The sequence below is a fragment of the Picosynechococcus sp. PCC 11901 genome, assembly GCF_005577135.1.
GTDB lineage: Bacteria > Cyanobacteriota > Cyanobacteriia > Cyanobacteriales > MRBY01 > MRBY01.
Genome location: NZ_CP040360.1, coordinates 2,692,112 through 2,714,611, shown reverse-complemented (window position 1 = coordinate 2,714,611; position 22,500 = coordinate 2,692,112). Strand labels below are relative to the sequence as shown.

The following is a 22,500-nucleotide window of genomic DNA, read 5'->3' as shown; positions in this document are numbered from 1 at the left end:
CAAGAAATTATTTTTAGAGATTTAAGTGCCCACTTTTCGGGGAGCGCCCACCACTTCTGCAAAGGCAAAATCTGGAGCGGCGAGAACAAACACGGTGCTTGGTAAGTTCTGGGCCCGTTGGGAAAGGCTTTTGTAATAGTCCTGGAAATCGGCAGGCTCGTGGGGGCGGGCCATGCCAAGGAAAACAAGATCTGCACTCGCAGAGGATTGGTACAGGATATCTTCAAAGGAGCGATCGCCAGCGATAATAACCATCGGTTCTGCTTTGATACGGGCACTACTAATCAGGGACTCTAGGTTTAAACGGGCGGCCTGGGCGGCTGTGGCATCCTGTACCACCAGCTTGAGGTAAATCTGGGCACTGCGCCACCGGATATCGGTACGGAGCAAATAAGCCAGCATCAGCATTAAGCCGCCATTGCTCTGAACCCCACCCCACCAGATATCAATCCGTTTTTTACGACCAAAAACTCGCTCTGGATTTTCATGGAAGATAATAATATTGCGTTGGGCAATGTGAACCTGCTGCAAAAGATGACAGTAGGCGGCAAATCGTTCGGGTGATTCTGTACTGCCCAGCAAAACCGTGTTGGGGGTTAAGTCCCCTAGGCCATAGGTTTCAATTAAATTTAAGGCGCCAACAAAGGGATCATCGGCGGTACTGAGACGTACCAAGGCTTTTACGCCCCGTTTTGCCAAATAATCGCGGATTGTGGTTTCCATTTTCACCTGTTGACCAGGGTCACGGGAGCCTTCGGGGAGCACTGTGGCCACCGTCATCAAGGCCCGATTGTGACTAAAACCATCTGCTAGCTCGATTAAAGACCAACGTTTTCGGGGTGCCCCAGAAAGCACTAGGAGGTGAGGCCGCCAGTTTTTGCTATCTTCGGCCCCTGCCACTTGATAAATCGCTTTACTAATCAGGGCCATCCATAAACCACGCCGAACATCTCCCCAGGTAACTTGGAGTTCCCGCCGCTGTAGCCAAAAGTAAATGATCGTCACGATCAAAGCGGCAACGACCGTGGCGATCGCATTAATTAAAAACATCACCCCAAGGCAGCCCACAGCCCCCAACAGAGAAAGCGCCCAGTGCACCCTAAAGGTCGGTCGGAAGGAAGGACTTTGGAGGAGCGTTTCAATACCAGCGGAAATATTGAGGACGAGATAGGTGGTCAAGAAAAACATCGTCAACACCGGCGCAATGATGTTGAGATCACCAATACAAACAGCGGCGATCGCCACCCCCAAGGTGACAATGGTGCCAATACGCGGCTCATCCTCCGACCCACTACCAGATCCCAGAAAACCTAACCATGGCGGCAACACGCCATCCCGGGCGAGGGCTTGTAAAACCCTAGGGGCACCGAGGATACTCCCAATTGCGCTACTGAGCGTTGCTCCCCAGACCCCCAATAAAATCGCTGGCCCCCAAACAGACAAGCGTTGCATCACCAGGGGATCCTCAATGAGGCTGGCTGTATCTCCCCGTTGGGCCAACAGCAACGGAATGAGCATATAGATCACATAACCAGTACCCACGGCAGCCAGAGTACCAATGGGAATTGCTTTAATCGGATCCTTGAGATCACCGGACATATTTACGCCAGACATAATCCCCGTAACTGCCGGAAAAAATACTGCGAAAACTGTCCAAAAGGGGACTGTCACCTCAGCGCTAGAACCCCATAGGAGAATATCTCCAGCTTCGGGCAAGGGGCGACCCAGCACCAGGGAAACAAGAGAAAGGGCGATCGCTGCCATAATGAAGTACTGGGCTTTAATGGCAATGCTGGCGGACGTAAGGGCTAAAACTCCCACCAAAATTGTCACAATCAAAGCCACATAAAGCTGATTTAAGCCGCCGAAAACTTGGACAACACTCTCTGCAAAACCAATGGTATAGAGGGCCACCGAAAAGGCCTGGGCGAAATACAACGGGATTCCCACCGCCCCTCCAGTTTCTAGTCCCAAAGAGCGACTAATCATGTAGTAAGCGCCCCCCACACGAACCACCTTATCCGTGGCGATCGCACAAATCGAAAGGGCCGTTAAAAAGGTAATGGCATTGGCGAGGGTAACAATGGCGAGGGAGCCTAACAATCCTGCATTACCCACAACCCAACCAAACCGGAGATACATGATCACCCCAAGGATGGTCAAAATAGAAGGAGTATAGACCCCCCCAAACATTCCTAACCCAGATTTTTTCTCACTCGCCATAAAAATTCTAAGCTTGCCAAGTTTGTGTCCAGCATAGCGTTATTTTTTCCTTCCTTTGTGCAGAAACAAACTATTTCCGCCTTTTCTAGGATATTTGACCCATTGTCCTAGGTTTTTTTCATCGCAAAGCAAAAACCCCCTGCCTAAAAGACAAGGGGTGAGATTTTAGCAGGTTAATTTTCAGAAGAACTTAATTAACCAAACTTACCTGACGTCGAGGCAATCAGGAAGGCCGCGTAGGTGAGGACGTAACCCACCGTGAAGTGAGCTAAACCAACCAAACGAGCCTGAACGATGGAGAGCGCAACGGGCTTGTCCTTCCAACGAACAATGTTCGCCAGGGGAGTGCGCTCGTGGGCCCAAACGATGGTTTCGATCAGCTCTTGCCAGTAACCACGCCAAGAGATGAGGAACATGAAACCAGTTGCCCAAACAAGGTGTCCGAAGAGAAACATCCAAGCCCAGACGGAGAGATTGTTTACACCGTAGGGGTTGTAGCCGTTGATCAACTGTGCGGAGTTCGCCCAGAGGTAGTCACGGAACCAGCCCATCAGGTAGGTGGAGTTTTCGTTGAACTGAGCAACGTTACCTTGCCAAATGCCGAGGTGCTTCCAGTGCCAGTAGAAGGTCAACCAGCCCAGGGTGTTCAGCATCCAGAACATTGCGAGGTAGAAGGCATCCCAAGCGGAGATATCACAAGTACCGCCACGACCGGGGCCATCACAGGGGAAGCTGTAGCCGAAGTCTTTCTTATCGGGCATCAGCTTAGAACCACGGGCATCCAACGCACCTTTCACAAGAATGAGAGTGGTGGTGTGGAGACCGAGGGCGATCGCGTGGTGAACGAGGAAGTCACCAGGACCAATGTTGAGGAAGAGAGAGTTAGAACCGCTATTGATGGCATCTAACCAGCCGGGAAGATAAGCCGCACTTGCATTAGAAGCGATGCTATCAGCGTTGGAAAGAAGTACATCAAAGCCGTAGAGTGCTTTACCAGAAGCCGCTTGGACAAACTGAGCAAAGACAGGTTCGATGAGGATTTGCTTTTCGGGGGTACCGAAGGCAACCACTACATCGTTGTGGACATAGAGTCCGAGGGTGTGGAAACCGAGGAAGAGAGATACCCAGCTGAGGTGGGAGATCAGGGCTTCCTTGTGCTCCAGCATGCGATAAAGAACGTTGTCTTTGTTCGCTTCGGGATCGTAGTCACGGACGAAGAAGATCGCACCGTGGGCAAACGCACCGACCATCAAGAAACCAGCGATGTACTGGTGGTGGGTGTATAGGGCTGCCTGGGTAGTGTAATCCTTGGCGATGAACGCGTAGGAAGGCAGAGAGTACATGTGCTGTGCCACCAAGGAGGTGATTACACCCAAGGAAGCAAGCGCCAGACCCAACTGGAAGTGGAGGGAGTTGTTAACGGTATCGTAAAGACCTTTGTGACCGGCACCGAGCTTACCACTGGGGGGCTGGTGGGCATTGAGGATCTCTTTGATGCTGTGACCAATCCCGAACTTGGTGCGATACATGTGACCCGCGATGATAAACAGCACGGCGATCGCCAAGTGGTGATGGGCAATGTCAGTCAACCAGAGAGACTCAGTTTGGGGGTGGAAACCACCAAGAAAGGTCAGAATTGCAGTACCTGCACCTTGGGATGTGCCAAACACATGACCCGCAGTATCAGGATTTTGCGCATACACACCCCAGTTTCCAGTGAAGAAGGGCATCAAACCAGCGGGGTGAGGCTTCACAGAAAGGAAGTTATCCCAGCCAACATGAACACCGCGAGACTCAGGAATTGCAACGTGTACGAGGTGACCTGTCCAAGCCAAAGAACTGACACCAAACAAACCAGCTAAGTGGTGGTTGAGGCGAGATTCAGCATCCTTGAACCACGCAAGACTAGGACGGAACTTGGGTTGCAAGTGCAGCCAGCCTGCGAACAAAAACAGAGAAGAGAGGATCAGAAGGAATACTGCGCCTTGGTAGAGGTCAGCATTGGTGGTCATCCCAATGGTGTAGAACCAATGGTAAACCCCAGAATATGCAATGTTTACAGGGTTAGAAGCGCCCGCTTGGGTAAAGGCATCAATTGCGCCTTGACCAAAGTGGGGATCCCAGATCGCATGGGCGATGGGACGGACATTCAGGGGATCTTTGATCCACTGCTCGAAATTGCCTTGCCAAGCAACGTGGAAGAGGGTGCCGGAAGTCCACAGGAAGATGATTGCGAGGTGACCGAAGTGGGAAGCAAAGATCTTTTGGTAAAGATTCTCCTCAGTCATCCCGTCGTGGGTCTCGAAATCATGTGCTGTAGCGATTCCGTACCAAATCCGACGCGTAGTGGGATCTTGAGCAAGGTCTTGGCTAAATTTTGGAAATTTAGTTGCCATAACTATGCTTGAGGTTCTCCTCGTTAAACAAATGAGGGTGAGGTCTTCAAATGTAACCTCTGTATTTTCCCGCAGGGAAAGATACTAGGAGCCAATTGGGAGGGAAGGTGAATCGAGTGAAATACAACTCTTACAACTCCCCCTGAAATTGGCGATCGGTAAACCATTTCAGAGTTAACCGATGGACAAGCTTCTCGCTAGGAAGAAGGCCCAGGTTGTCACGATCCCACCGAGGAGATAGTGAGCAACACCAACCGCACGACCTTGAACGATGCTCAAAGCACGGGGTTGAATCGCAGGAGCCAACTTGAGCTTATTGTGTGCCCAAACGATGGACTCGATGAGTTCTTGCCAATAGCCACGTCCACTGAAGAGGAACATGAGACTGAAGGCAAACACAAAGTGACCCGCCAGGAACATGATGCCGTAAGCCGACAGTGCAGAACCGTAGGAGTTGATCACCTGAGAAGACTGTGCCCAGAGGAAGTCACGGAGCCAGCCGTTAATGGTAATTGCGCTTGTGGCAAAGTTACCACCAGTGACGTGGGATACGCTACCGTCTGGGAGGATTGTGCCCCAAACATCGGATTGCATCTTCCAGCTAAAGTGGAAAATCACGATAGAGAGGGAGTTGTACATCCAGAACAGGCCAAGGAAGACATGGTCCCAACCAGAAACTTGGCAAGTACCACCACGACCAGGACCGTCACAGGGGAAGCGGAAGCCCAGTTGACCCTTATCGGGTACGAGACGGGAGCTGCGGGAATAGAGAAGACCCTTCAGCAGAATAAGTACAGTGACGTGGATGGTAAACGCATGAATATGGTGAACCATGAAGTCAGCAGTACCGAGGGTGATGGGCATTAGGGCAACTTTGTTACCGATTGCCACTACGTCACCGCCGAAAACTTGACTCGCAGAGGCGATCGCATTGGGAGCGGTGCCACCAGGAGCAAGGGTATGGATGTTTTGAATCCACTGCGCGAAGATAGGCTGCAACTGAATCGCAGAATCAGAGAACATATCTTGGGGACGACCCAACGCACGCATGGTGTCATTGTGAATGTAGAGACCAAAGCTGTGGAAGCCAAGGAAAATACAAACCCAGTTGAGGTGAGAAATAATCGCGTCACGGTGACGGATTACGCGGTCTAAGAGGTTGTTGACGTTCTTAGCAGGGTCGTAATCGCGAACCATGAAAATTGCGCCGTGGGCACCAGCACCAACAATGAGGAAGCCGCCAATCCAAGTGTGGTGAGTGAACAGAGACAGCTGAGTGCCGTAATCTGTTGCCATGTAAGGATAGGGAGGCATGGAATACATGTGGTGCGCGATGATAATGGTTAAAGAACCAAGCAGCGCGAGGTTAACCGCCAATTGAGCGTGCCAAGAGGTGGTTAGAATTTCGTAAAGACCTTTGTGACCTTCGCCAGTGAAAGGGCCTTTGTGGGCTTCGAGGATCTCTTTCATGCTGTGGCCAATACCGAAACCAGTCCGGTACATGTGACCCGCGATGATGAAGAGAACAGCGATCGCCAAATGGTGGTGAGCCACATCGGAAAGCCAGAGGCTACCAGTAGTGGGATTCAAGCCACCCTTAAAGGTTAAAAAATCAGAGTATGCAGCCCAATCTAAAGTGAAGAAAGGCTTCAGACCCTGGGCAAAGCTGGGATACAGTTCCGCCATTACCGAAGCATCAAAGAACTCGTGGGGTAAAGGAATATCCTTTGCAGCCACACCAGAATCTAGGAGCTTGTTTACCGGTAAAGAAACGTGGATCAAGTGGCCAGTCCAGCCCAAAGAACCACAACCTAACAATACGGATAGGTGATGATTCATCATGGCTTCAGCATTCTGGAACCATTCCAGTTTTGGAGCTGCTTTGTGGTAGTGGAACCAACCGGCAAACACCATTAGGGCTGCCATAACAAGACCGCCAATGGCAGTCACATAGAGCTGATAAGAGTTGGTAAAACCAGCAGCACGCCAGAGGTAAAACAGGCCAGAGGTAATTTGAATACCGCTGAAGCCGCCACCGACGTCTCCGTTCAGAATGCCTTGACCCACAACGGGCCAAACCACTTGTGCACTTGGCTTAATAACAGTGGGGTTATTTAACCAAGCTTCATAGTTAGAAAATTTTGCGCCATGGAAGTACATGCCGCTGAGCCAAACAAAGACTACAGCAAGGTGACCGAAGTGGGCGCTAAAGATTTTGCGCGAAATATCTTCGAGATCACTTGTTTGGCTATCGAAATCATGTGCATCAGCATGGAGGTTCCAAATCCAGGTGGTGGTTTTTGGACCCCGTGCCAGAGTTCGGTCAAAGTGACCCGGTTTGCCCCACTTCTCAAAGGAAGTTGGTACCGGATCCTTATCAACCTTTACTGCCATGAGGATTCTCCTCTCTAGACAATCGACGTAATAAAGGTTCTATCTAAATAGATGTATTCAAATAGATAAGCTGTGAGCGAATCACCAGCTTGCAAGGTTTCCAGTGATTTAGGACTGCTCTAAAACCCATTGGGCAAAAAGCATTGATGTAAATGATAGGGCCTACTTTCCAAGGATGTTGGGGGACATTAACAATATTTAAAACTCCCTGAAATCATTACGGCACAATGGCTGAAATCAATTGAATTCCGCCGAAAAACTGAAAACTCAAACGGTTTTTTGTAACAAAAAGCAATGTAACGTTACCTTTCATTATGGTGAAGTTCTCTGGCGATCGCCCCTAGGGACGACGGCCATGATTCCAAGGGGGTCCCTTCGTTTTTTATAGAATGCCTAATATGAACACTAAGGTTAAGTGAAATAATGGTTGTTGGCGATCGCCTTAAGTCGTTTTTGTCACGCATCCCAAGCCTGTTCTCCGTAGACCTCTCCCCTCAAATGCGGAGCTATGCTACCCTGATAAGGTTGTTTAAAACTCGCACATCTGGGATTCTTTCGGGTGTTTCGCACAGATGAAATGTCCCCAGATGAAGGTTTAACCCGAAAAGGAGTAAACAGAATATGCCCGTTGTATCTCTCGCTGAGCTACTAGAATCTGGTGTCCACTTTGGGCACCAAACCCGCCGCTGGAACCCCAGAATGGCACCTTACATCTACACATCCCGTAACGGTGTCCACATCATTGACCTGGTTCAAACTGCGCAACTCGTTGAACAAGCCTACACCTACATGAAGGAAGCTTCCGAAAACGGTAAGCACGTCCTTTTTGTCGGCACCAAACGTCAGGCCGCTGGCATCATTGCCCAAGAAGCAAAACGCTGTGGCGCTTTCTACATCAACCAGCGTTGGCTGGGGGGAATGCTCACCAACTGGGAAACCATCAAGACCCGTGTTGAGCGCCTCAAAGAATTAGAAGCCCTCGAAGAAAGCGGTAACCTTGCTCGCCGTCCGAAAAAAGAAGCCTCCATGCTTCGTCGCGAACTGGACAAGCTGCAAAAATACCTCGGCGGCATTAAGAATATGCGCAAAATCCCTGACATTGTGGTGATCATTGACCAACGTCGGGAGCACAATGCCATCCAAGAATGCCAAAAATTAGGGATTCCCATCGTTTCTCTCCTAGATACCAACTGCGATCCCCAAACCGTTGACTTGCCAATTCCGGCCAACGACGATGCAATTCGTTCCATTAAATTGATTGTGGGTAAATTGGCCGATGCAATTTATGCCGGTCGCCACGGTCAGCCCGTTGATGATAACGGTGACTACGGAGACTTCGATGAAGCAATCGATGAGTACGCCGATGAGACCGATGCATCTGAGTCTGAATAAGCGTAATATCTTCTTGAATTGACCTGATAATTTTTTGGTGAACAGCAACATGGCACAAATTTCTGCAAAGCTTGTCAAGGAACTGCGCGATAAAACTGGCGCAGGGATGATGGATTGCAAAAAAGCGCTTGGTGAAACCAATGGGGACATCACTAAAGCGATTGAGTGGCTCCGTCAGAAAGGGATTACCTCTGCTGAGAAAAAAGCAGGTCGGGTAGCAGCCGAAGGACTGATCGAAAGCTATATTCACACCGGTGGTGGCATTGGTGTTCTCGTAGAAGTGAACTGCGAAACGGATTTCGTTGCCCGTGGTGATATCTTCAAAGATCTGGCCAAAGGGATTGCGATGCAAATCGCTGCTTGTCCTAATGTTCAGTATGTGAAAGTCGATGACATTCCGACTGAAATTGCCGACAAAGAGCGCGAAATTGAAATGGGTCGCGATGACCTGGCCGGTAAACCCGATAATATCAAAGAAAAGATTGTTGAAGGCCGCATTGCTAAGCGCCTAAAAGAGCTTTCTTTGATGGATCAGCCTTACATTCGTGATCAGAATATGACGGTTGAAGAGCTTGTGAAGCAGTCGATCGCCACCATTGGTGAAAATATCCAAATTCGTCGTTTCCAACGGTTCGTCCTGGGCGAAGGCATTGAGAAAAAAGAAGAAGACTTCGCCGCAGAAGTCGCTGCGCAAATGGGTCAATAGGAACTCTAATTTCTGATTTGATTGTGTGTGCTTAAATATTGTCCCGCCTTCTCCATGTTATGGGGGAGGTTTTTTCTATGGTTGATGGTCAAGGTTTGCCTGGGCATTGCGTCGCCACATGGCTGGTTTAATACGCCGCAGCGCCGATCCTGTGAGTCTTTGATCCCATTCTGTTTCGGATAAGGTGGCAAGTTCGGCTAACTTTGGCGCACGATGTTTGGGGTAAGGCTGAAAATCTTCAATATTGGTGGGTTGGGCAAAGCGCTGGTTCCAGGGGCAGACATCCTGACAGATATCACAACCTGCCACCCAATTTTGTAGGTGTGGGGCAATGTGAGGGGGCAGTTGTTCGGCTCGATTTTCGATGGTGTGATAGGCGATGCAACGGTTCGCATCAACGGTAAAGGGAGCGGCGATCGCCCCGGTTGGACAAGCCTCGATACAACGGGTACAGGTACCACAATGCTTTGTATGGGGCTGATCCGGCGTCAAAGCCAAGGTGGTGAGGACTTCCCCCAAAAAGACCCAACTACCGTACTCTCTGGTAATGACATTGCTATTTTTGGCAATCCAACCGAGGCCAGCTCGTTCTGCCCAAACCTTATCCTGGACAGGCCCGGTATCCACATAGAAACGGTGGTGTTCCTCCGGAAATTCTTTGGTGAGCCACTGGCAGAAAGCTTTTAGACGTTTGCCTAAGACACGATGGTAATCTCGGCCCCAGCCGTACCGGGAAATCTTGCCTACGCCTGGTGCTTCAGAATGGGCATGGGGTGTGTAATAGTTGAGGGCCACACAAATGACCGACTGCACCCCTGGTAAACAGGCTTGGATATCCTGGCGTTTTGGGTTAGTCATCCAGGCCATTTCCGCTTGATACCCTGCCGCCAACCAAGCCTGTAACTGCTGTTGATTGTGAGCATTGTCCACGGTAGCATCGGCAATGCCCACCAAATGAAATCCTAAACTTAAAGCATAATTTTTGATTCGGACAGTCCTATCTGTTTGCAACTGCGACATTTTGAATAATTTGATGAATCTCCGCCAAGGCGCTTTTTAACCGACCAGACCAGAACGAAGGGCACGCACAGCAGCCTGGGTACGGTCATCGGCACAAAGCTTATTGAGAATATTGCGGACATGGGTTTTAACGGTACCCACGGTGATAAATAAATGCTCGGCAATTTCGGAGTTGCTGCAACCATCAACAATCAATTGGAGTACTTCCAATTCTCGATCCGTTAGGGGACAGCTTTCTAGGAGTTGTTGATCTTCTGGGGAAGTCGCTTGAATCGTAACTGTAGAGCCAGAAAGGGATTCTCCCCCTTGCACTTGATTGAGGACAATGCGGGCGATCGCCGGATCAATCCAACTGTTGCCTGAGTCTGTCGTTTTGACCGCCTCTACCAAGTGATCAAACGTAATATCCTTCATACAATAGGAATCAGCTCCTGCCGCAAAGGCTGCTAAAACAGCGGCATCATCATCCTGCAACGTCAAAATCAAAACCTTTGTTTGCGCCTCGTGGGACTGATCCTTGAGCTTTTCCTGTTTCAAAATCCGGGTCAACTCAATCCCATCAAGCTCAGGCAAACCAATATCCACAATCGCTAAATCAGGATGAATCTCTTCTAACAAACGCAATCCATCCGCTCCATTGGCCGCCTCTGCTAAAAGTTCAATGTCCGCACATTGTTGTAGAGAAGTTCTTAGCCCGATGCGCGTTAAATCATGATCTTCAATTAGAACAACCCGAATTTTTTTCATGGTTTTCCCGGAGACTTTCCAAAATATAGCATGATCGATATACATTTATATGCAGTGAATCTTCAAGCCCTCCTTGTAAAAACCGTGTTAGAACAATCCGTAATCACCTCGACCCTCCTCCTTACATTGCTCTTGATGGTCGGTCTGTTTTTTTTCATTCGCGCTTCCATCAAAGATCGCACCGAACAAGTAGAGCTATTGGCAAAAGAGCCTGAAGAATCCATCTTTGAGCGTCTCCAAACCTACTTCGAACAGCGAGCCTATCGGATTACCACCGTTGATGGTGTCAATAATATTGTCACCTATGAAGGCTTTGTTCCTCCCAGTGGCTTTATTGCTGTTTTTTTAAGCCTATTAGCAGCCCTCGGCTTAGTTTGTATTGCCCTGGTCTTAGCACTGCTCTATCCTAATATTGGCTTTGCTTTCCTTGGTATTTGTCTCCTGGCTCCCTTGGCAGGTCTCTTTTACTGGCGTAAGGCAGGGAAGGTAGAAAAAGTTATTTTACAGATCACCACACAAACACCGATTACTGAGACTCCCACCCAATTAATTACGGTGACCGCCCACCGGGATGAGTTGATCCAACTGCGTCAGGTGATGCCTTACCAGCTCCATGAAGCTTAGGAAATGTCCCCAACAATAACCAATTGAGCTATCCATTAAAATCATGGCAAAAACGCGACAAAAATAGCCCCGACCCGAAAATGGGTGGGACTAGGGAGTATTGAAATTGATAGAAGGGGATTAGAGATCACCTAAACGTTAGGTTAAGTGATATATTTTTGAAGGAACTTTAAGCTTTGCTAGAAACAGTCGCTTTTTCAGATACTTCCTCATCGGCGTTGCTACAAAGCACCCGTAGACTGGGGAATAAAAAGTGATTCTCCTCTACATATTGGGCACCAAATAATCCTTTTTCTGCCCAAAAGTACCGATCAGTGGTATGCTCATTACGCTTAACTACAACGACTGCTGGGGGCATAATCCCATTCGCAGCGATATGCTTGCGGGCTGCAGTCACGGGTTTGTCATCACCGCTTTCGATATTATATTGTGGGACAATCTCTAAAATTTTTCTTCCTTCTTGCCGACGCCGACTCTTGCGTTTACGCTTTCTTGCCAACCCAGTACCTCCTCTTCTTTACTTTTTTAGAACAGCTGTAACAGGAGTTACAGAATGTCGAGCAAAGTATATCGGCTCCATTGAAAAAAATCAAGTGAAAATTGACTGGTTTTCGCGATGGGTTGGATTTTTTGTATTAAGAAATCTACTACAATCCAATGAAGGTAGGCGATCAATCCAAAAGTGAAAAAAGAATTAAGTTTTTTGTCAAAACCCCTGATTTATCAAGGTTTCCTGGGAAATATCCCCTAGGGATTGCGGCTTGGGAGGATGAAATTCATGACGACATTACCGCAACTGTTGCCAGTTAGCCCAGAGTATTTGTCCCTGTGCCAAGGGCAGTTGCAATTGTTAGCCCAAGGCGTTGGGGCAGAGTGGGGGATTGTTTATTTGGCCCAGCCAGATCAAGAGAATCAAGAAATTACGCTCCAACCCATTAGTGCCTTTCCCGATCGTTTGCTGGCGGCGGGGAGGCAGGGGTCAACGGAGATGGCAACGATGGTTCCGGATCAAGAGGAATGGCTTGATGTCTCGATGGGTGAGGAAGCGGCTGCTTTGCCGGATGATCTTGTGGGTTTGTTGGGGGAACCAGCTCGGGCATTTCCCCTGTGGCATGGTGATTTAATTTTGGGAATTTTAGCGACGGGACGCCGGGATCGGGGTTGGCGATCGCCAGAGGTGACCCAGATTGAATTGATCGCCGAAAGTTTAGTGCTGGCCTGTGTGTTGGATCAGCAAAAGAGTTGGGCAACGGAACGGCTCACCCAGCAGCAACATCTCCAGGCCCTAGAGCAAGAGCATTTCCATGATCTGCTACACCAGCTCCGTAATCCAACGATGGCGATTAGTACCTTCGGTAAGTTGTTGTTGAAGCGGTTACTGCCGACGGAGAAAAATTATCCGGTCGCCGAAGGCATTGTCCGGGAAAGCGATCGCCTGAAAGGATTGCTCACCCAATTTAGTGAAGAGGTGGATCTCTTAACGGCCCAAATTCCCCAGTTGGAGGGAGGGCCAAGTTTAGCTTTACCGCCCAATGGTGAACCGAGTTTTGCCCCAGACCGTTCCCTCTCCGTAGAGCCGTTACCCGTGGCAGAAGTGGTGCTTCCCCTCGTCGCTTCCCTGGGGGCGATCGCCACCGAGCGGGGAATCACTTTAAATTATGGGTTGCCAGAACCGTCTCCTTGGGTTTTAGGGAATCACACGGCTCTGATGGAAGTTTTGAATAATCTTTTAGAAAATGCGCTGAAATATACCCCGTCCGGGGGGCAAGTGTTCTTGCAGGTAGAAGCCCAGGCCCAGGAACTGACCATTGCCGTCCACGATACGGGCTACGGCATCCCCCCAGCGGATTTGCCCCATGTCTTTGAACGGCATTACCGGGGAGTGCAGGCGGAAAGCACCATTGAAGGTACTGGGCTGGGGTTGGCGATCGCCGCTGATCTTGTGGGAAAAATGGCCGGGGACATTGAAGTATATAGCCCAACCATTGGCTTACCCCATACCGAAGCTCTCCCCGGTAGCACTTTTATGTTGTGGCTTAAAGTCGCGTCAAATCCTCATCAAGTTACCTCTGCCGAGCTTCCCCAAGGCAATTGATTTGATTATTTAATTTTTGAGATTTAGAATGCTATTTTTGCATTAAGCAACTTTTCGGTATTGCAGACAATTTCCCAGTACAGTGGGGACGATAAAAATAGTTGAGGTTTTACATGGGACAACTAGAAGCCCTGATTTTTGATGTGGATGGCACCCTGGCCAACACGGAAAAGGATGCCCACCGCGTCGCCTTTAACCGCGCCTTTGCGGATGTCGGTTTGCCCTGGGATTGGTCGGTGGATCTATACGGTCAGCTCCTGAAGGTGACGGGGGGTAAAGAAAGAATTCGTTTTTACATTGAATCTTGGCAGCCACAAATGCCATCGGTCGGTGATCTGACTGCTTTTATCAAGGATCTCCATGCCCGCAAAACCCAGCATTACTGCGATTTGTTAGCCAATGAAGTTTTACCATTGCGCCCCGGCGTTAGACGACTGATCCAAGAAGCACGGGATCAAGGCATTCGTTTGGCGATCGCCACCACCACTACCCCAGCCAATGTCACCGCCCTATTGACCCATTCCCTCGCCCCCGATGCCATGGATTGGTTTGAGGTTATTGCCGCTGGCGACATGGTCCCCCAGAAAAAACCGGCCCCCGATATCTTTTTCTATGCCCTCGAAAAAATGAATCTCCGGGCCGATCAATGTGTCGCCTTTGAGGATTCCGGTAATGGCTGGCTTTCATCACGGGATGCGGGCCTCACCACCGTCGTCACAGTGAATAACTACACCGCCAACCAAGATTTTACAGGGGCTGACCTGGTACTCAGTGATCTAGGTGAACCGGATCAACCCTTTACAGTATTGGCCGGAGAGGTGGGGACTTGGCCTTATTTTGATGTGACTTTAGCCGCCGAATTACTCAAGCGAAAAAGCAAAAGTTGATTTACCTGATCGGTACTGAAATTATCATCGCTGATCAACAGTAAACTTTGGCTGCCATCGGCAAGCTGTGGCCCTAGGGTCATACCTTCTAGGTTATCGAGACCAATCCCCAACTGTCGCAGATCCAGCAATAGGGTTTTCTGCATGGGGACAACGGTCTCTGGATTTCCGGCAAGGGATTCGATGCGGGCAGTGTCGGTGGCATTGCCAATGGTTACCTGGAACAGTTTCGCACCAACCCCCCCAAGGCCATAGCTGCGCTCCAGGCTGAGGAAATAGCCTTCCTGGGGGAGGGCAATCATTTCCACCAGGCCATTGGAAAAGGTTCCTTGGGGTGCAGGTTCTAAAGGATAGAGGTGTTCGGCGATTAACACAGGTTCGCCGATGGGATTGATAACGTAATGCAGTAGACGGATGGGCGCACCCACATTATCAGAACGCGTGTCTTGATAAAGGGATGATTCTGGAGCGACAAAAATCCGAAAGGGATCAACGGCGGCTTGGGAAGGAGCAGAAATGGCCAAGGATTCAAATCCTAAATTATTGCGCACACCCCGCTGGCGATCGCCTGTTAGAAAACGTTGGGGAATTCTGAGGGAAGTTAATTCGTGCCCTCCGCGGTCAAATTCTTTCACAAACGGGTCAATGGCGGCGTCGGTATCTCCCTCGCTGGAAATAAATAACGTATTGCGGGGCGAGAGAATCAATCCTTCTGGGTCAAGGCTTCCTGGGGCAAAGGTTTCACCGTCAGGGGTGGTTAAAGGCGTCATGCCCTTGAGGTTGAGCTGCTGGATTTGGGGAATGGCTCCGGTTTCGTCGATGTCCAGATCGAAGGTATAAAAGCGGGCCGGGGCAAACTGGGAACGGTCGTCACTCAGGGCATAATAATCACCGGTCTGGGCATCGTAATAGAGAGCCGATAGGCCGCCGACTGTTGTCCCTTGAAACTCTGTTTTGGGTAACCAATATTCGTCTAGGAATTCTACGCTCAGGGGGGCAAAGGTGCGGGGATTGCTTTCTGCCGGGGGGACAACGGGGGTACAACCGATCAGTAAGCTGCCAATCAGACAAAACTTGATCCATAAAATTTTTGGCGATCGCCACCAGGTATTTTTCGGCTTCATCACGGCTTTTGGCTTTCCCACAACACAACAAAAAAGAGAGGTGATTTTCCTCCCTTAAACTAGCAGATTATCAAAATTTGCCTGGTAATGGCTGGTTTTAGATTTCTCCGTAGGCGCGGTCAATGAGCCGCCGGGCAACGGTTTGGGTGCCTGTGTGTTCGTAATAGTTGGTACTGAGATCCAAGAAGGCCGCCACATAATCGAGCTTGTTATCGGAAACTTCCACAAACCCTTGGATATGATCCATGATTTTTTCGGGGGTCAAACCACGGGCGCTCACAAAGCCGCTCATCCAGCCCTGCATGGAGCTAAAGCTGCGGTTAATAAAGGCCAATTTCCCCGCAGGATTCCCACCCGGCAAGAATTCTCCGACACGACCAAAGGCTGGATTATTGCTGAGTTCTCCCGCCGAAAGATTATTTAAGGTGCGGTCAATTTTTTGGAGGAAATCTGGCCCCAGGGGAATCAAACCATCCACACAAATCAGGGTCGCAATCCGCATCAATTCTTCGCCACTGTAGTCGGCGATCGCCTTCATGAAATCTCCCAGACTATCCCCCGGAATGCCATTAATCTGACAAAAACAGGTAATTTCGGCGACCAGCTTTAGACATAAATCAATCGCCTGAGCTTTATCAGCGTTGGGGGTCACTTTCTGCATCAAGCCACCTACCAAGGGGATTTTGTCGCCCACTTTATTCGCCAGGGCTGCCGCCGCCAATGCTTTATCCGCCTGGTCAACGGTTTGGTAGATCCACATCGCCCGCTGATAACCCTGGGATTTGTCGCTGTAGAGGACAATGGCGCGATCGCGCACCGCTTGGATAATTGCCGGATCGGTTTCCCGCGTCACCGCTTTGACCATATTGTCGAAGCCAACAATGTTCGTCCATTCCCCAGGCACCACAAAATCCAGACCATTTAAAAGCATGGTCGTGAGATTTTTTTCGGGTAACTGATCCATCAACTCCACAATCGAAGCACTCATGAAAAACCTCCTAATTTAGTCAATAGAAAATTACGGCTGTGGTTTACAAAAAATTGACTTTATAAACTCGCTAAACCCTGTAGATTCACCTTGGCAAGCCAAGCCTTGCGCTCATCGGGGCCAAAACTAGGATCCCGCGACATCACTTTCACTTGATAGCGATCGCCCACTAAAACCGCATGGGCATTTGCTCCCTGGGCCACGAGGGGGAACCCATCAACCGTTTCTTCGGCATCGGCAAATTTATCGCGGGCAGCGAGATTGGTGGCGGTATCTGAGATGGAAATTTTTGCCATTTCTGTACCATTGAGGGTTAATTTAATTTCCGCGAAACCCTCTTTTTCTTGGGTAAAGACCCGGTCATAGCCCTCGGTTTTGTCCGCTGGGAAAAATTGATTAAAAGCACTGCCTTTTTGGGGTGTTTGGGCCGTCTCCGTTGCCGGGGTGGTGACTTCAGTATTAGTCCCAGGGTTCGGGTCAGGGGGGGGAACCGGGGCATTGCCACCACAGGCTGTTAGGAACAATAGACTCGCCAGAAGCACAGGGGCGATCGCCCGATAGATAAATTGAAAACGCATGGGATGATTGGGAAATTTACGCTCACTTGGTTTCAATTTTGAACGCAAATTCCCAGAATCTCCCGAAAAATTAATAATCTAGCAAGAAAGTTACGCCAAAATGCGGGGTTGACGGCCCTTTTGTCCGGTCATGAGTTTGAGCGCAAACAGGCGCAGGGGATTAAATTTCGCCATCATAATCAGCCCCAGACGGCGCACCCAGACCACGGGCCAAATGCGGTTGGAAAAAAGGCGGTTGAGGAAATCCGTAAAGCCAAGAATTACCAGATTTTCACGCTTGCGCCACCGTTCATAGCGTTTCAACACAGCCAAACTTCCTAGATCCTGGCCCCGTTGCTGGGCTTCGATCAAGGTTTGGGCGAGGGCCGCCGCATCGCGGATCCCTAAATTGAGACCCTGGCCCCCCACCGGGTGACAACAATGGGCCGCATCTCCCACCAACGCGAGACGATGATTCACATAGCGATCGCCTTGCATCAGCTGCACCGGAAAGACCTGGCGATCGCCAAGCAATTTTAAGTGACCGAGCTGGGGGCCGGTGTGTTGTTCTAAATATTCTAGGAAAACTTCCGGAGGTAATTCTTTCAGGCGTTGGGCTTCGGCATGGGGATTTGTCCAGACGATTTGACAGCGATTTTCGGTTAGGGGCAAAACTCCCATCGGCCCCGTACCCCAGAACCGTTCAAAAGCAACATCATTGCGGGGGGCATCATGTTCGACAACGCAGGTGACACAGGATTGCCAATATTTCCAACCCCTCGTTTTAATGCCTGCCCCTTGGCGCACGAGAGAGCGCGGCCCGTCGGCTCCAACTACCAAGGCCCCTTGAATCTTGATCTGCCCCTGGGTTTCGCTAGATAACTCCACGATCGCCTGCTCAGACTCGTAGTGAATGGCGGTAACTTGGGCTGGACAGAACCAGCGGATATTGCCATAGCCCCGCAGAGAAGCCTGGAGAGTTTCAAGAACAACTTGGTGCTGCCCCGAAAACCCAAGAAAATCGGTCTTGAGATCCTGGCGGGAGAATCTAACGACACTAGAAAAATCTTCGTCCGACAGTTGAATATTGCGGTATTTGCCACTACGGGCGGCGATCGCCTCCCAAACCCCCAACTCCTGAAAAAGCCGCTGGGAAAGCAGGGACATCGCATAGGCCCGCTGCCGTTGGGTCACCACATCAAGGGGTTGTGCTTCCACGATGGCAATCCGCAGATTTGTCCGTTTGAGGCAGGCCGCGAGGGTGACCCCGACAATACCGCCACCGACAATGATCACATCAAACCCAAGGTGAGATTTTTCCATTACTGAGCGCGAGAAACTAAAGACCGTAGGACGTGGCTTGTCCTAAACAAAAGGTAACATTTTCGCGAGAGAGAAGGCTATGGCGTGATTATCCCTGGCGTAGTTGGCTGCGCACCTGCATTAACACTTTGCCAAGATAATTGTGCCCGCTGCCATCGGCACCACAGCCCCAGTAATAGTCCACCGGGGAATTTTCAATAATTGCTGCGTCCCCCGTTGCCAGCAAAATTTGGGCAATGTCAGGGTGGGTTTTAAATTTTGTCCAAACCCCTTGCCACATCACGGTTCGTTTAACCTCTTCCCAATCGGGGCGTTTGGGGTGCTGGGGATCGCGGCCTAGGGCGGCGGCAATTTCTGGGGTCGGGGCAGCGCGAATTTTGTCGATGAGATCTTGTTGGTGGATAGGGAGAAATTTATGGGCCTGGTAAAAATGCTCAACGGTAGGCCAATTTAGGGCTTCGCAGTGGATCGGGTGCAGGGAAAAATTCGAGAAACAGCCATAGGGGTCATGGGCCTTGTAGAAATAAATCGGTTCGGCGGTTGACTCCATCATGACTCCTGTGCGCAAGCAAAACCTCAGCTATTATAAATTCTCCTCTGGCCGTCTGGTGCTGGGGGCGATCGCCTGGGTGGGGATCTGAGTCAGGGTTTGCCATTCGCGGCCCGTTTCGCCGGTGACCACCCAGAGGATTGAGCGGAGTCCATCGCGGATACATTTCATCGTCGTTTCCGGGGGATTATCCGATGGGACAGGCACTGGTTTAATGGCAATGTCACGGGTGCCGAAAACAATGCTGGCCACGAGCTTGGCGCGGTTCATGTGGTTTTCGGAGGTGATGAGGTAGACGCTATCGATATTTTCTTGTTTAAATTCGTCTACGAGGCTGGTGAAGTTGGTGACGGTGTCTTCGGCCTGGTAATCGAGCTGGAGGCGATCGCCTTCGATTTGATAGTTCGCAAAGATCTGGCGGGCATATTCCGGTGGACTACCGGAGGAAACCCAAACTTTTAGATCCGGATGTTCCTGGGCAAACTGGGCCGCAAACCGCTCCCGTTCTTCGTGGCCCCCAAGGACAAAAATGGCTTTGGCTGGACGTAAAGCGCCTTGGATACGTTGGTAGGCGATCGCCCCACAGGTTAGGCCAATTAGACCCAAAACAAACCAGCGCCGTCGGCAAAACGTTGTTTGCTGCTGTCGGGGCGATCGCGGTCGCGCCACTTTTCTAGGAGAAATAGCCATGCCAAGGGAAAAAGAGGAAGCGAAACATCGCCAATTATAGGCAATGGGTAGAAAAATTTACGGGGAGCATAGCCCCATCTTAGCCCCGCCGCTGGAAGGGCTGTCCCCAGTAGCGCCAACATTCTTTATTAAACGGCGATCGCCACTTCAAGATTAAATCCCGTTCTAGGGCGAGCCGTTGGGAACGGTCTGTGGGGACTGACACATTAAACGCTAAATTGACCGCCACATTCAAGCCATACTGACGGTGCAAGCTGATGTAAGCATCAATGTAATCTTTACAATCGTGAACCCCTTTCCAGCGTTGCTTAATCGATAATTTTGTTTCCCCCACATAGAGCAGCAATGGCACCGCATGGTCGAGGACAAAGTAAATATTCGCTTGACCTTCTTGGAGGGGATCATAGCGCTCCCGATAGAAATCCCAGGGCTTCGGCGGCAGGGTAAAGGGGTCAATTTTTTCGGCGTCCCAGTGGTCTGGCTTCGACTGGGTCTCAAAAAGTAAACTGGTTTGGCTTGCGCCTGGATTTTGACGAACCTTGTCCTGAAAGTTTTGCAGTCGTTGCTTCCATTGCAGGAGGCTTTCTTTGCCCATGGTAAGCCTGGGGGCGCGTTCGACGCGGTAAGGATTGGGGGCATCGGCCACAGAAAAAAGCTTGAGCTGTTCGTCGGTCATGGGCGAGAAAAAATTCACAGGCTCTCCAGTGTAGCAAAGGGCAATTTTAAGCTCGTGCTCCCTGATACCGGATAAATTCGAGGGGCAGACCATCGGCATCGGCAAGGAACATCACCTCATAAATGCGATCGCCAATCATCTGCTGTTGGGGTTTTAGAAGAACCGTGATCGGTTCCGGGGCATTTTGTTGCAAATCGGCGAGCCAAGTGGCTAAATCTGGCGTGATTTCCGTCAGGTCAAAGGATAAATGATAGTAGCCGACATAATGTTCATCACCAAAGGCATCGGGGGCGGGCTTTGGTTGGGGGATTTGGATGAGTTCCAAACGTCCAAGGGGGCCTTTAAGCCAACAGGCGAGGGTGTACCCCGTGGTGAACTGGGTTTCCATGGCAAAACCGAGCTGTTCGTAAAAGGCGATCGCCCGGTGGATATCGGCGGTGCGAATTGAAGCGTGGTGCATGGTTGACTGGTTTCGGTAGAGGACAGATCAATTTTCCCCCAGGGCTAAATCTGTCGCCAAAAATCCCCTGCGTTACCATAGCCATAGTTTTTTGCGTTCTCTTTGTTTTCTAAAAAAAGATTTGTGGGGAAAAGTTTATGGGAGCATGGCGCAGTGCTTGGGGTTGGCTATTGTGGGGAAGCATTTTTTTCTATGGCTCCTTCGCCTATGCCGATGACAGTTTCGGCAATACTTTAGAGACGATCACTGTCAAAACCGCGCCCACAACCGACGCCAGGGCTGCCCTCGCCACCCTGAAAACAGCGCAAGTCATTTACCTCGGTGAACACCACACCAGCGAGGCTGACCACATCGCCCAGTTAGAAATTATCAAAGCCCTCCACGACCATCATCCCCAGGTGGCGATCGCCATGGAAATGTTTCAACGGCCCTTCCAAGGGGTTTTAGATCAATACATTGCCGGGGAAATTAGCGAAGCTGACCTTGTCGCCCAAACAGAATATGAAACCCGTTGGGGTTTTGACTGGGAATTGTATGCGCCCATTCTTCGTTTTGCCCAGGAAAAACAGATTCCAGTGATCGCCCTCAATGCCCCCAATGAAGTGGTACGTCAGGTATCCTCAGTTGGTTTGGCTAGTTTAGAGGCGGCAGATTTTGAATATTTGCCTCCCCGCAGCGATTTAGACTTGAGCAATGAAAGTTATCAGGCGCTTCTCCAGGAGGCCTTTACGGGCCATGGTCAGCATGGCAACTTTGACTTTGACAATTTTTTCGCCGCCCAGGTGGTCTGGGATGAAACCATGGCCGAGGCGATCGCCAATTTTGCTCAACGCAACCCCAAGACCCAAATCATTACCCTCGCGGGTCAAGGTCATGTCATTTATGGATATGGCATTCCTAAGCGGGTGCAACGTCGCCTCGGCGAAAATCTAAAACAGCAGATCGTATTGCTCAATCCCAATCCTGATCTCACCCCGACGCCAGAGGTTGCCGATCTTTTCTGGTGGACGGAAGCGCCGACCATTCCCTAGCCACCACTAATTTTCGCCTTGTAACCTTGGTCAAGGAGGAATGCGAGAATCGGCTGGCACTGATCCCCCTGGATTTCTAGGGTATTGTCCTTGAGGGTGCCCCCGGAGCCACATTTATTTTTCAATTGCTTTAGAAGTTTTTGTAACGTCTCTGGGGAATGTTGTAGTCCCGTAATTACAGTTACCGTCTTGCCCTTACGACCAGAGCGGCTCGCTTGGATGCGGGGACTTTGTTGTTGGGGCGGCAGATCAACGATTTCCGGGGTCTCGTCTGGGACAGTGTTACCAAATTCTTGATAGACAACTTTTTTACGCGCCATCGTTCACATTTAATCGATTGGGTGTACTTTTCCCTAGCTTACGGGTTTTATGGGATCTTGGATTACAAGCTACTTTTTTTGAAATTTTAAATGCCCACAAAAAAGAGCGACATAGCCGCCCTTGGTGAACTTGATTCCATCAATATCCTTGTGGTGGGCCAGGTACAGCCCGAGAAAACTTGACCAAAACTGCTTTCAGGAAAGAGAAAAATGGTGCGGTAAAACCCAATAAAGAATTGGGGTCAAAATTATAAACGCAACCGTAAAAATCCCAATAATCTCAACAGCAAGAAGTCC

The 22,500-nt window shown here is 50.1% G+C and carries 21 protein-coding genes; 6 read left to right on the top strand and 15 right to left on the bottom strand.

What is annotated here, in order from left to right; translation table 11 throughout:
- Window positions 1-21: 21 nt before the first annotated feature.
- The 3 genes from FEK30_RS14130 to psaA form a co-directional block, all read right to left on the bottom strand.
- Entirely contained in the window at window positions 22-2,223 is a 2,202-nt protein-coding gene (locus tag FEK30_RS14130; protein WP_045441614.1) for an APC family permease, read from the bottom strand.
- Between the two features lie 194 nt (window positions 2,224-2,417).
- Entirely contained in the window at window positions 2,418-4,619 is a 2,202-nt protein-coding gene (gene psaB / locus FEK30_RS14125) for a photosystem I core protein PsaB (RefSeq protein WP_012307572.1), read from the bottom strand.
- Window positions 4,620-4,793: 174 nt separating this feature from the next.
- The gene (gene psaA / locus FEK30_RS14120; protein ID WP_099238850.1) at window positions 4,794-7,013 is read right to left on the bottom strand and encodes a photosystem I core protein PsaA; all 2,220 of its coding nucleotides are present in this window, start codon (window positions 7,011-7,013) and stop codon (window positions 4,794-4,796) included.
- 621 nt (window positions 7,014-7,634) lie between these two features.
- On the opposite strand from psaA, the gene rpsB reads away from it, so the two are divergent.
- Both rpsB and tsf read left to right on the top strand, forming a co-directional pair.
- On the top strand, window positions 7,635-8,405 hold the full coding sequence (gene rpsB, locus FEK30_RS14115) for a 30S ribosomal protein S2 (RefSeq protein ID WP_012307569.1): 771 nt from the start codon (window positions 7,635-7,637) through the stop codon (window positions 8,403-8,405).
- A 49-nt stretch (window positions 8,406-8,454) separates the two neighbouring features.
- Window positions 8,455-9,111: a translation elongation factor Ts gene (gene tsf, locus FEK30_RS14110; protein WP_012307568.1), complete on the top strand. Its 657-nt coding sequence runs from the start codon at window positions 8,455-8,457 to the stop codon at window positions 9,109-9,111.
- A 75-nt stretch (window positions 9,112-9,186) separates the two neighbouring features.
- Here the strand turns inward: tsf and queG are convergent, their stop codons facing one another.
- A complete protein-coding gene (gene queG / locus FEK30_RS14105) occupies window positions 9,187-10,131 on the bottom strand; it encodes a tRNA epoxyqueuosine(34) reductase QueG (RefSeq protein WP_138073530.1) in 945 nt (314 codons plus the stop codon).
- A gap of 36 nt (window positions 10,132-10,167) precedes the next feature.
- On the bottom strand, window positions 10,168-10,878 hold the full coding sequence (locus FEK30_RS14100; protein WP_030006454.1) for a response regulator transcription factor: 711 nt from the start codon (window positions 10,876-10,878) through the stop codon (window positions 10,168-10,170).
- Window positions 10,879-10,962: 84 nt separating this feature from the next.
- On the opposite strand from FEK30_RS14100, the gene FEK30_RS14095 reads away from it, so the two are divergent.
- On the top strand, window positions 10,963-11,502 hold the full coding sequence (locus FEK30_RS14095; RefSeq protein ID WP_232308889.1) for a cofactor assembly of complex C subunit B: 540 nt from the start codon (window positions 10,963-10,965) through the stop codon (window positions 11,500-11,502).
- Window positions 11,503-11,671: 169 nt separating this feature from the next.
- Here the strand turns inward: FEK30_RS14095 and FEK30_RS14090 are convergent, their stop codons facing one another.
- On the bottom strand, window positions 11,672-12,001 hold the full coding sequence (locus FEK30_RS14090) for a DUF3155 domain-containing protein (protein WP_030006452.1): 330 nt from the start codon (window positions 11,999-12,001) through the stop codon (window positions 11,672-11,674).
- 279 nt (window positions 12,002-12,280) lie between these two features.
- Here FEK30_RS14090 and FEK30_RS14085 point away from each other — a divergent pair, with 279 nt between their 5' ends.
- A complete protein-coding gene (locus tag FEK30_RS14085) occupies window positions 12,281-13,597 on the top strand; it encodes a sensor histidine kinase (RefSeq protein ID WP_138073529.1) in 1,317 nt (438 codons plus the stop codon).
- A gap of 113 nt (window positions 13,598-13,710) precedes the next feature.
- A complete protein-coding gene (locus FEK30_RS14080; RefSeq protein ID WP_012307563.1) occupies window positions 13,711-14,484 on the top strand; it encodes an HAD family hydrolase in 774 nt (257 codons plus the stop codon).
- On the opposite strand, the gene FEK30_RS14075 is transcribed toward FEK30_RS14080, so the two are convergent.
- The 8 genes from FEK30_RS14075 to FEK30_RS14040 all read right to left on the bottom strand — a co-directional run bounded on the left by FEK30_RS14075 (window position 14,430) and on the right by FEK30_RS14040 (window position 20,852).
- Window positions 14,430-15,608: an esterase-like activity of phytase family protein gene (locus FEK30_RS14075; RefSeq protein ID WP_339374195.1), complete on the bottom strand. Its 1,179-nt coding sequence runs from the start codon at window positions 15,606-15,608 to the stop codon at window positions 14,430-14,432. The two genes, FEK30_RS14080 and FEK30_RS14075, sit on opposite strands and share 55 nt — an antisense overlap.
- A gap of 97 nt (window positions 15,609-15,705) precedes the next feature.
- Window positions 15,706-16,596, bottom strand: coding sequence for a hypothetical protein (locus FEK30_RS14070; RefSeq protein WP_012307561.1), 891 nt, complete (start codon window positions 16,594-16,596; stop codon window positions 15,706-15,708).
- 59 nt (window positions 16,597-16,655) lie between these two features.
- Window positions 16,656-17,174 (bottom strand): hypothetical protein, encoded by a 519-nt coding sequence (locus FEK30_RS14065; protein WP_255447894.1) that lies wholly within the window; start codon window positions 17,172-17,174, stop codon window positions 16,656-16,658.
- A gap of 90 nt (window positions 17,175-17,264) precedes the next feature.
- The gene (locus FEK30_RS14060) at window positions 17,265-18,476 is read right to left on the bottom strand and encodes an FAD-dependent hydroxylase (protein WP_138073527.1); all 1,212 of its coding nucleotides are present in this window, start codon (window positions 18,474-18,476) and stop codon (window positions 17,265-17,267) included.
- 88 nt (window positions 18,477-18,564) lie between these two features.
- Window positions 18,565-19,029, bottom strand: a complete 465-nt coding sequence (gene ybiA / locus FEK30_RS14055) for a riboflavin biosynthesis intermediates N-glycosidase (protein ID WP_138073526.1) — start codon at window positions 19,027-19,029, stop codon at window positions 18,565-18,567.
- A gap of 30 nt (window positions 19,030-19,059) precedes the next feature.
- Window positions 19,060-19,716 carry a YdcF family protein gene (locus FEK30_RS14050; protein ID WP_138073525.1) on the bottom strand — a complete coding sequence of 219 codons (657 nt, stop codon included), beginning with the start codon at window positions 19,714-19,716 and terminating at the stop codon, window positions 19,060-19,062.
- 79 nt (window positions 19,717-19,795) lie between these two features.
- A complete protein-coding gene (locus tag FEK30_RS14045) occupies window positions 19,796-20,392 on the bottom strand; it encodes a hypothetical protein (protein ID WP_138073524.1) in 597 nt (198 codons plus the stop codon).
- Window positions 20,393-20,438: 46 nt separating this feature from the next.
- Entirely contained in the window at window positions 20,439-20,852 is a 414-nt protein-coding gene (locus FEK30_RS14040) for a VOC family protein (RefSeq protein ID WP_138073523.1), read from the bottom strand.
- A 137-nt stretch (window positions 20,853-20,989) separates the two neighbouring features.
- Between FEK30_RS14040 and FEK30_RS14035 the strand changes: the two genes are divergently transcribed.
- Window positions 20,990-21,883, top strand: coding sequence for a ChaN family lipoprotein (locus FEK30_RS14035; protein WP_138073522.1), 894 nt, complete (start codon window positions 20,990-20,992; stop codon window positions 21,881-21,883).
- Here FEK30_RS14035 and FEK30_RS14030 read toward each other — a convergent pair.
- A complete protein-coding gene (locus FEK30_RS14030) occupies window positions 21,880-22,203 on the bottom strand; it encodes a translation initiation factor (protein ID WP_138073521.1) in 324 nt (107 codons plus the stop codon). The genes FEK30_RS14035 and FEK30_RS14030 overlap by 4 nt on opposite strands.
- Between the last annotated feature and the right edge of the window lie 297 nt (window positions 22,204-22,500).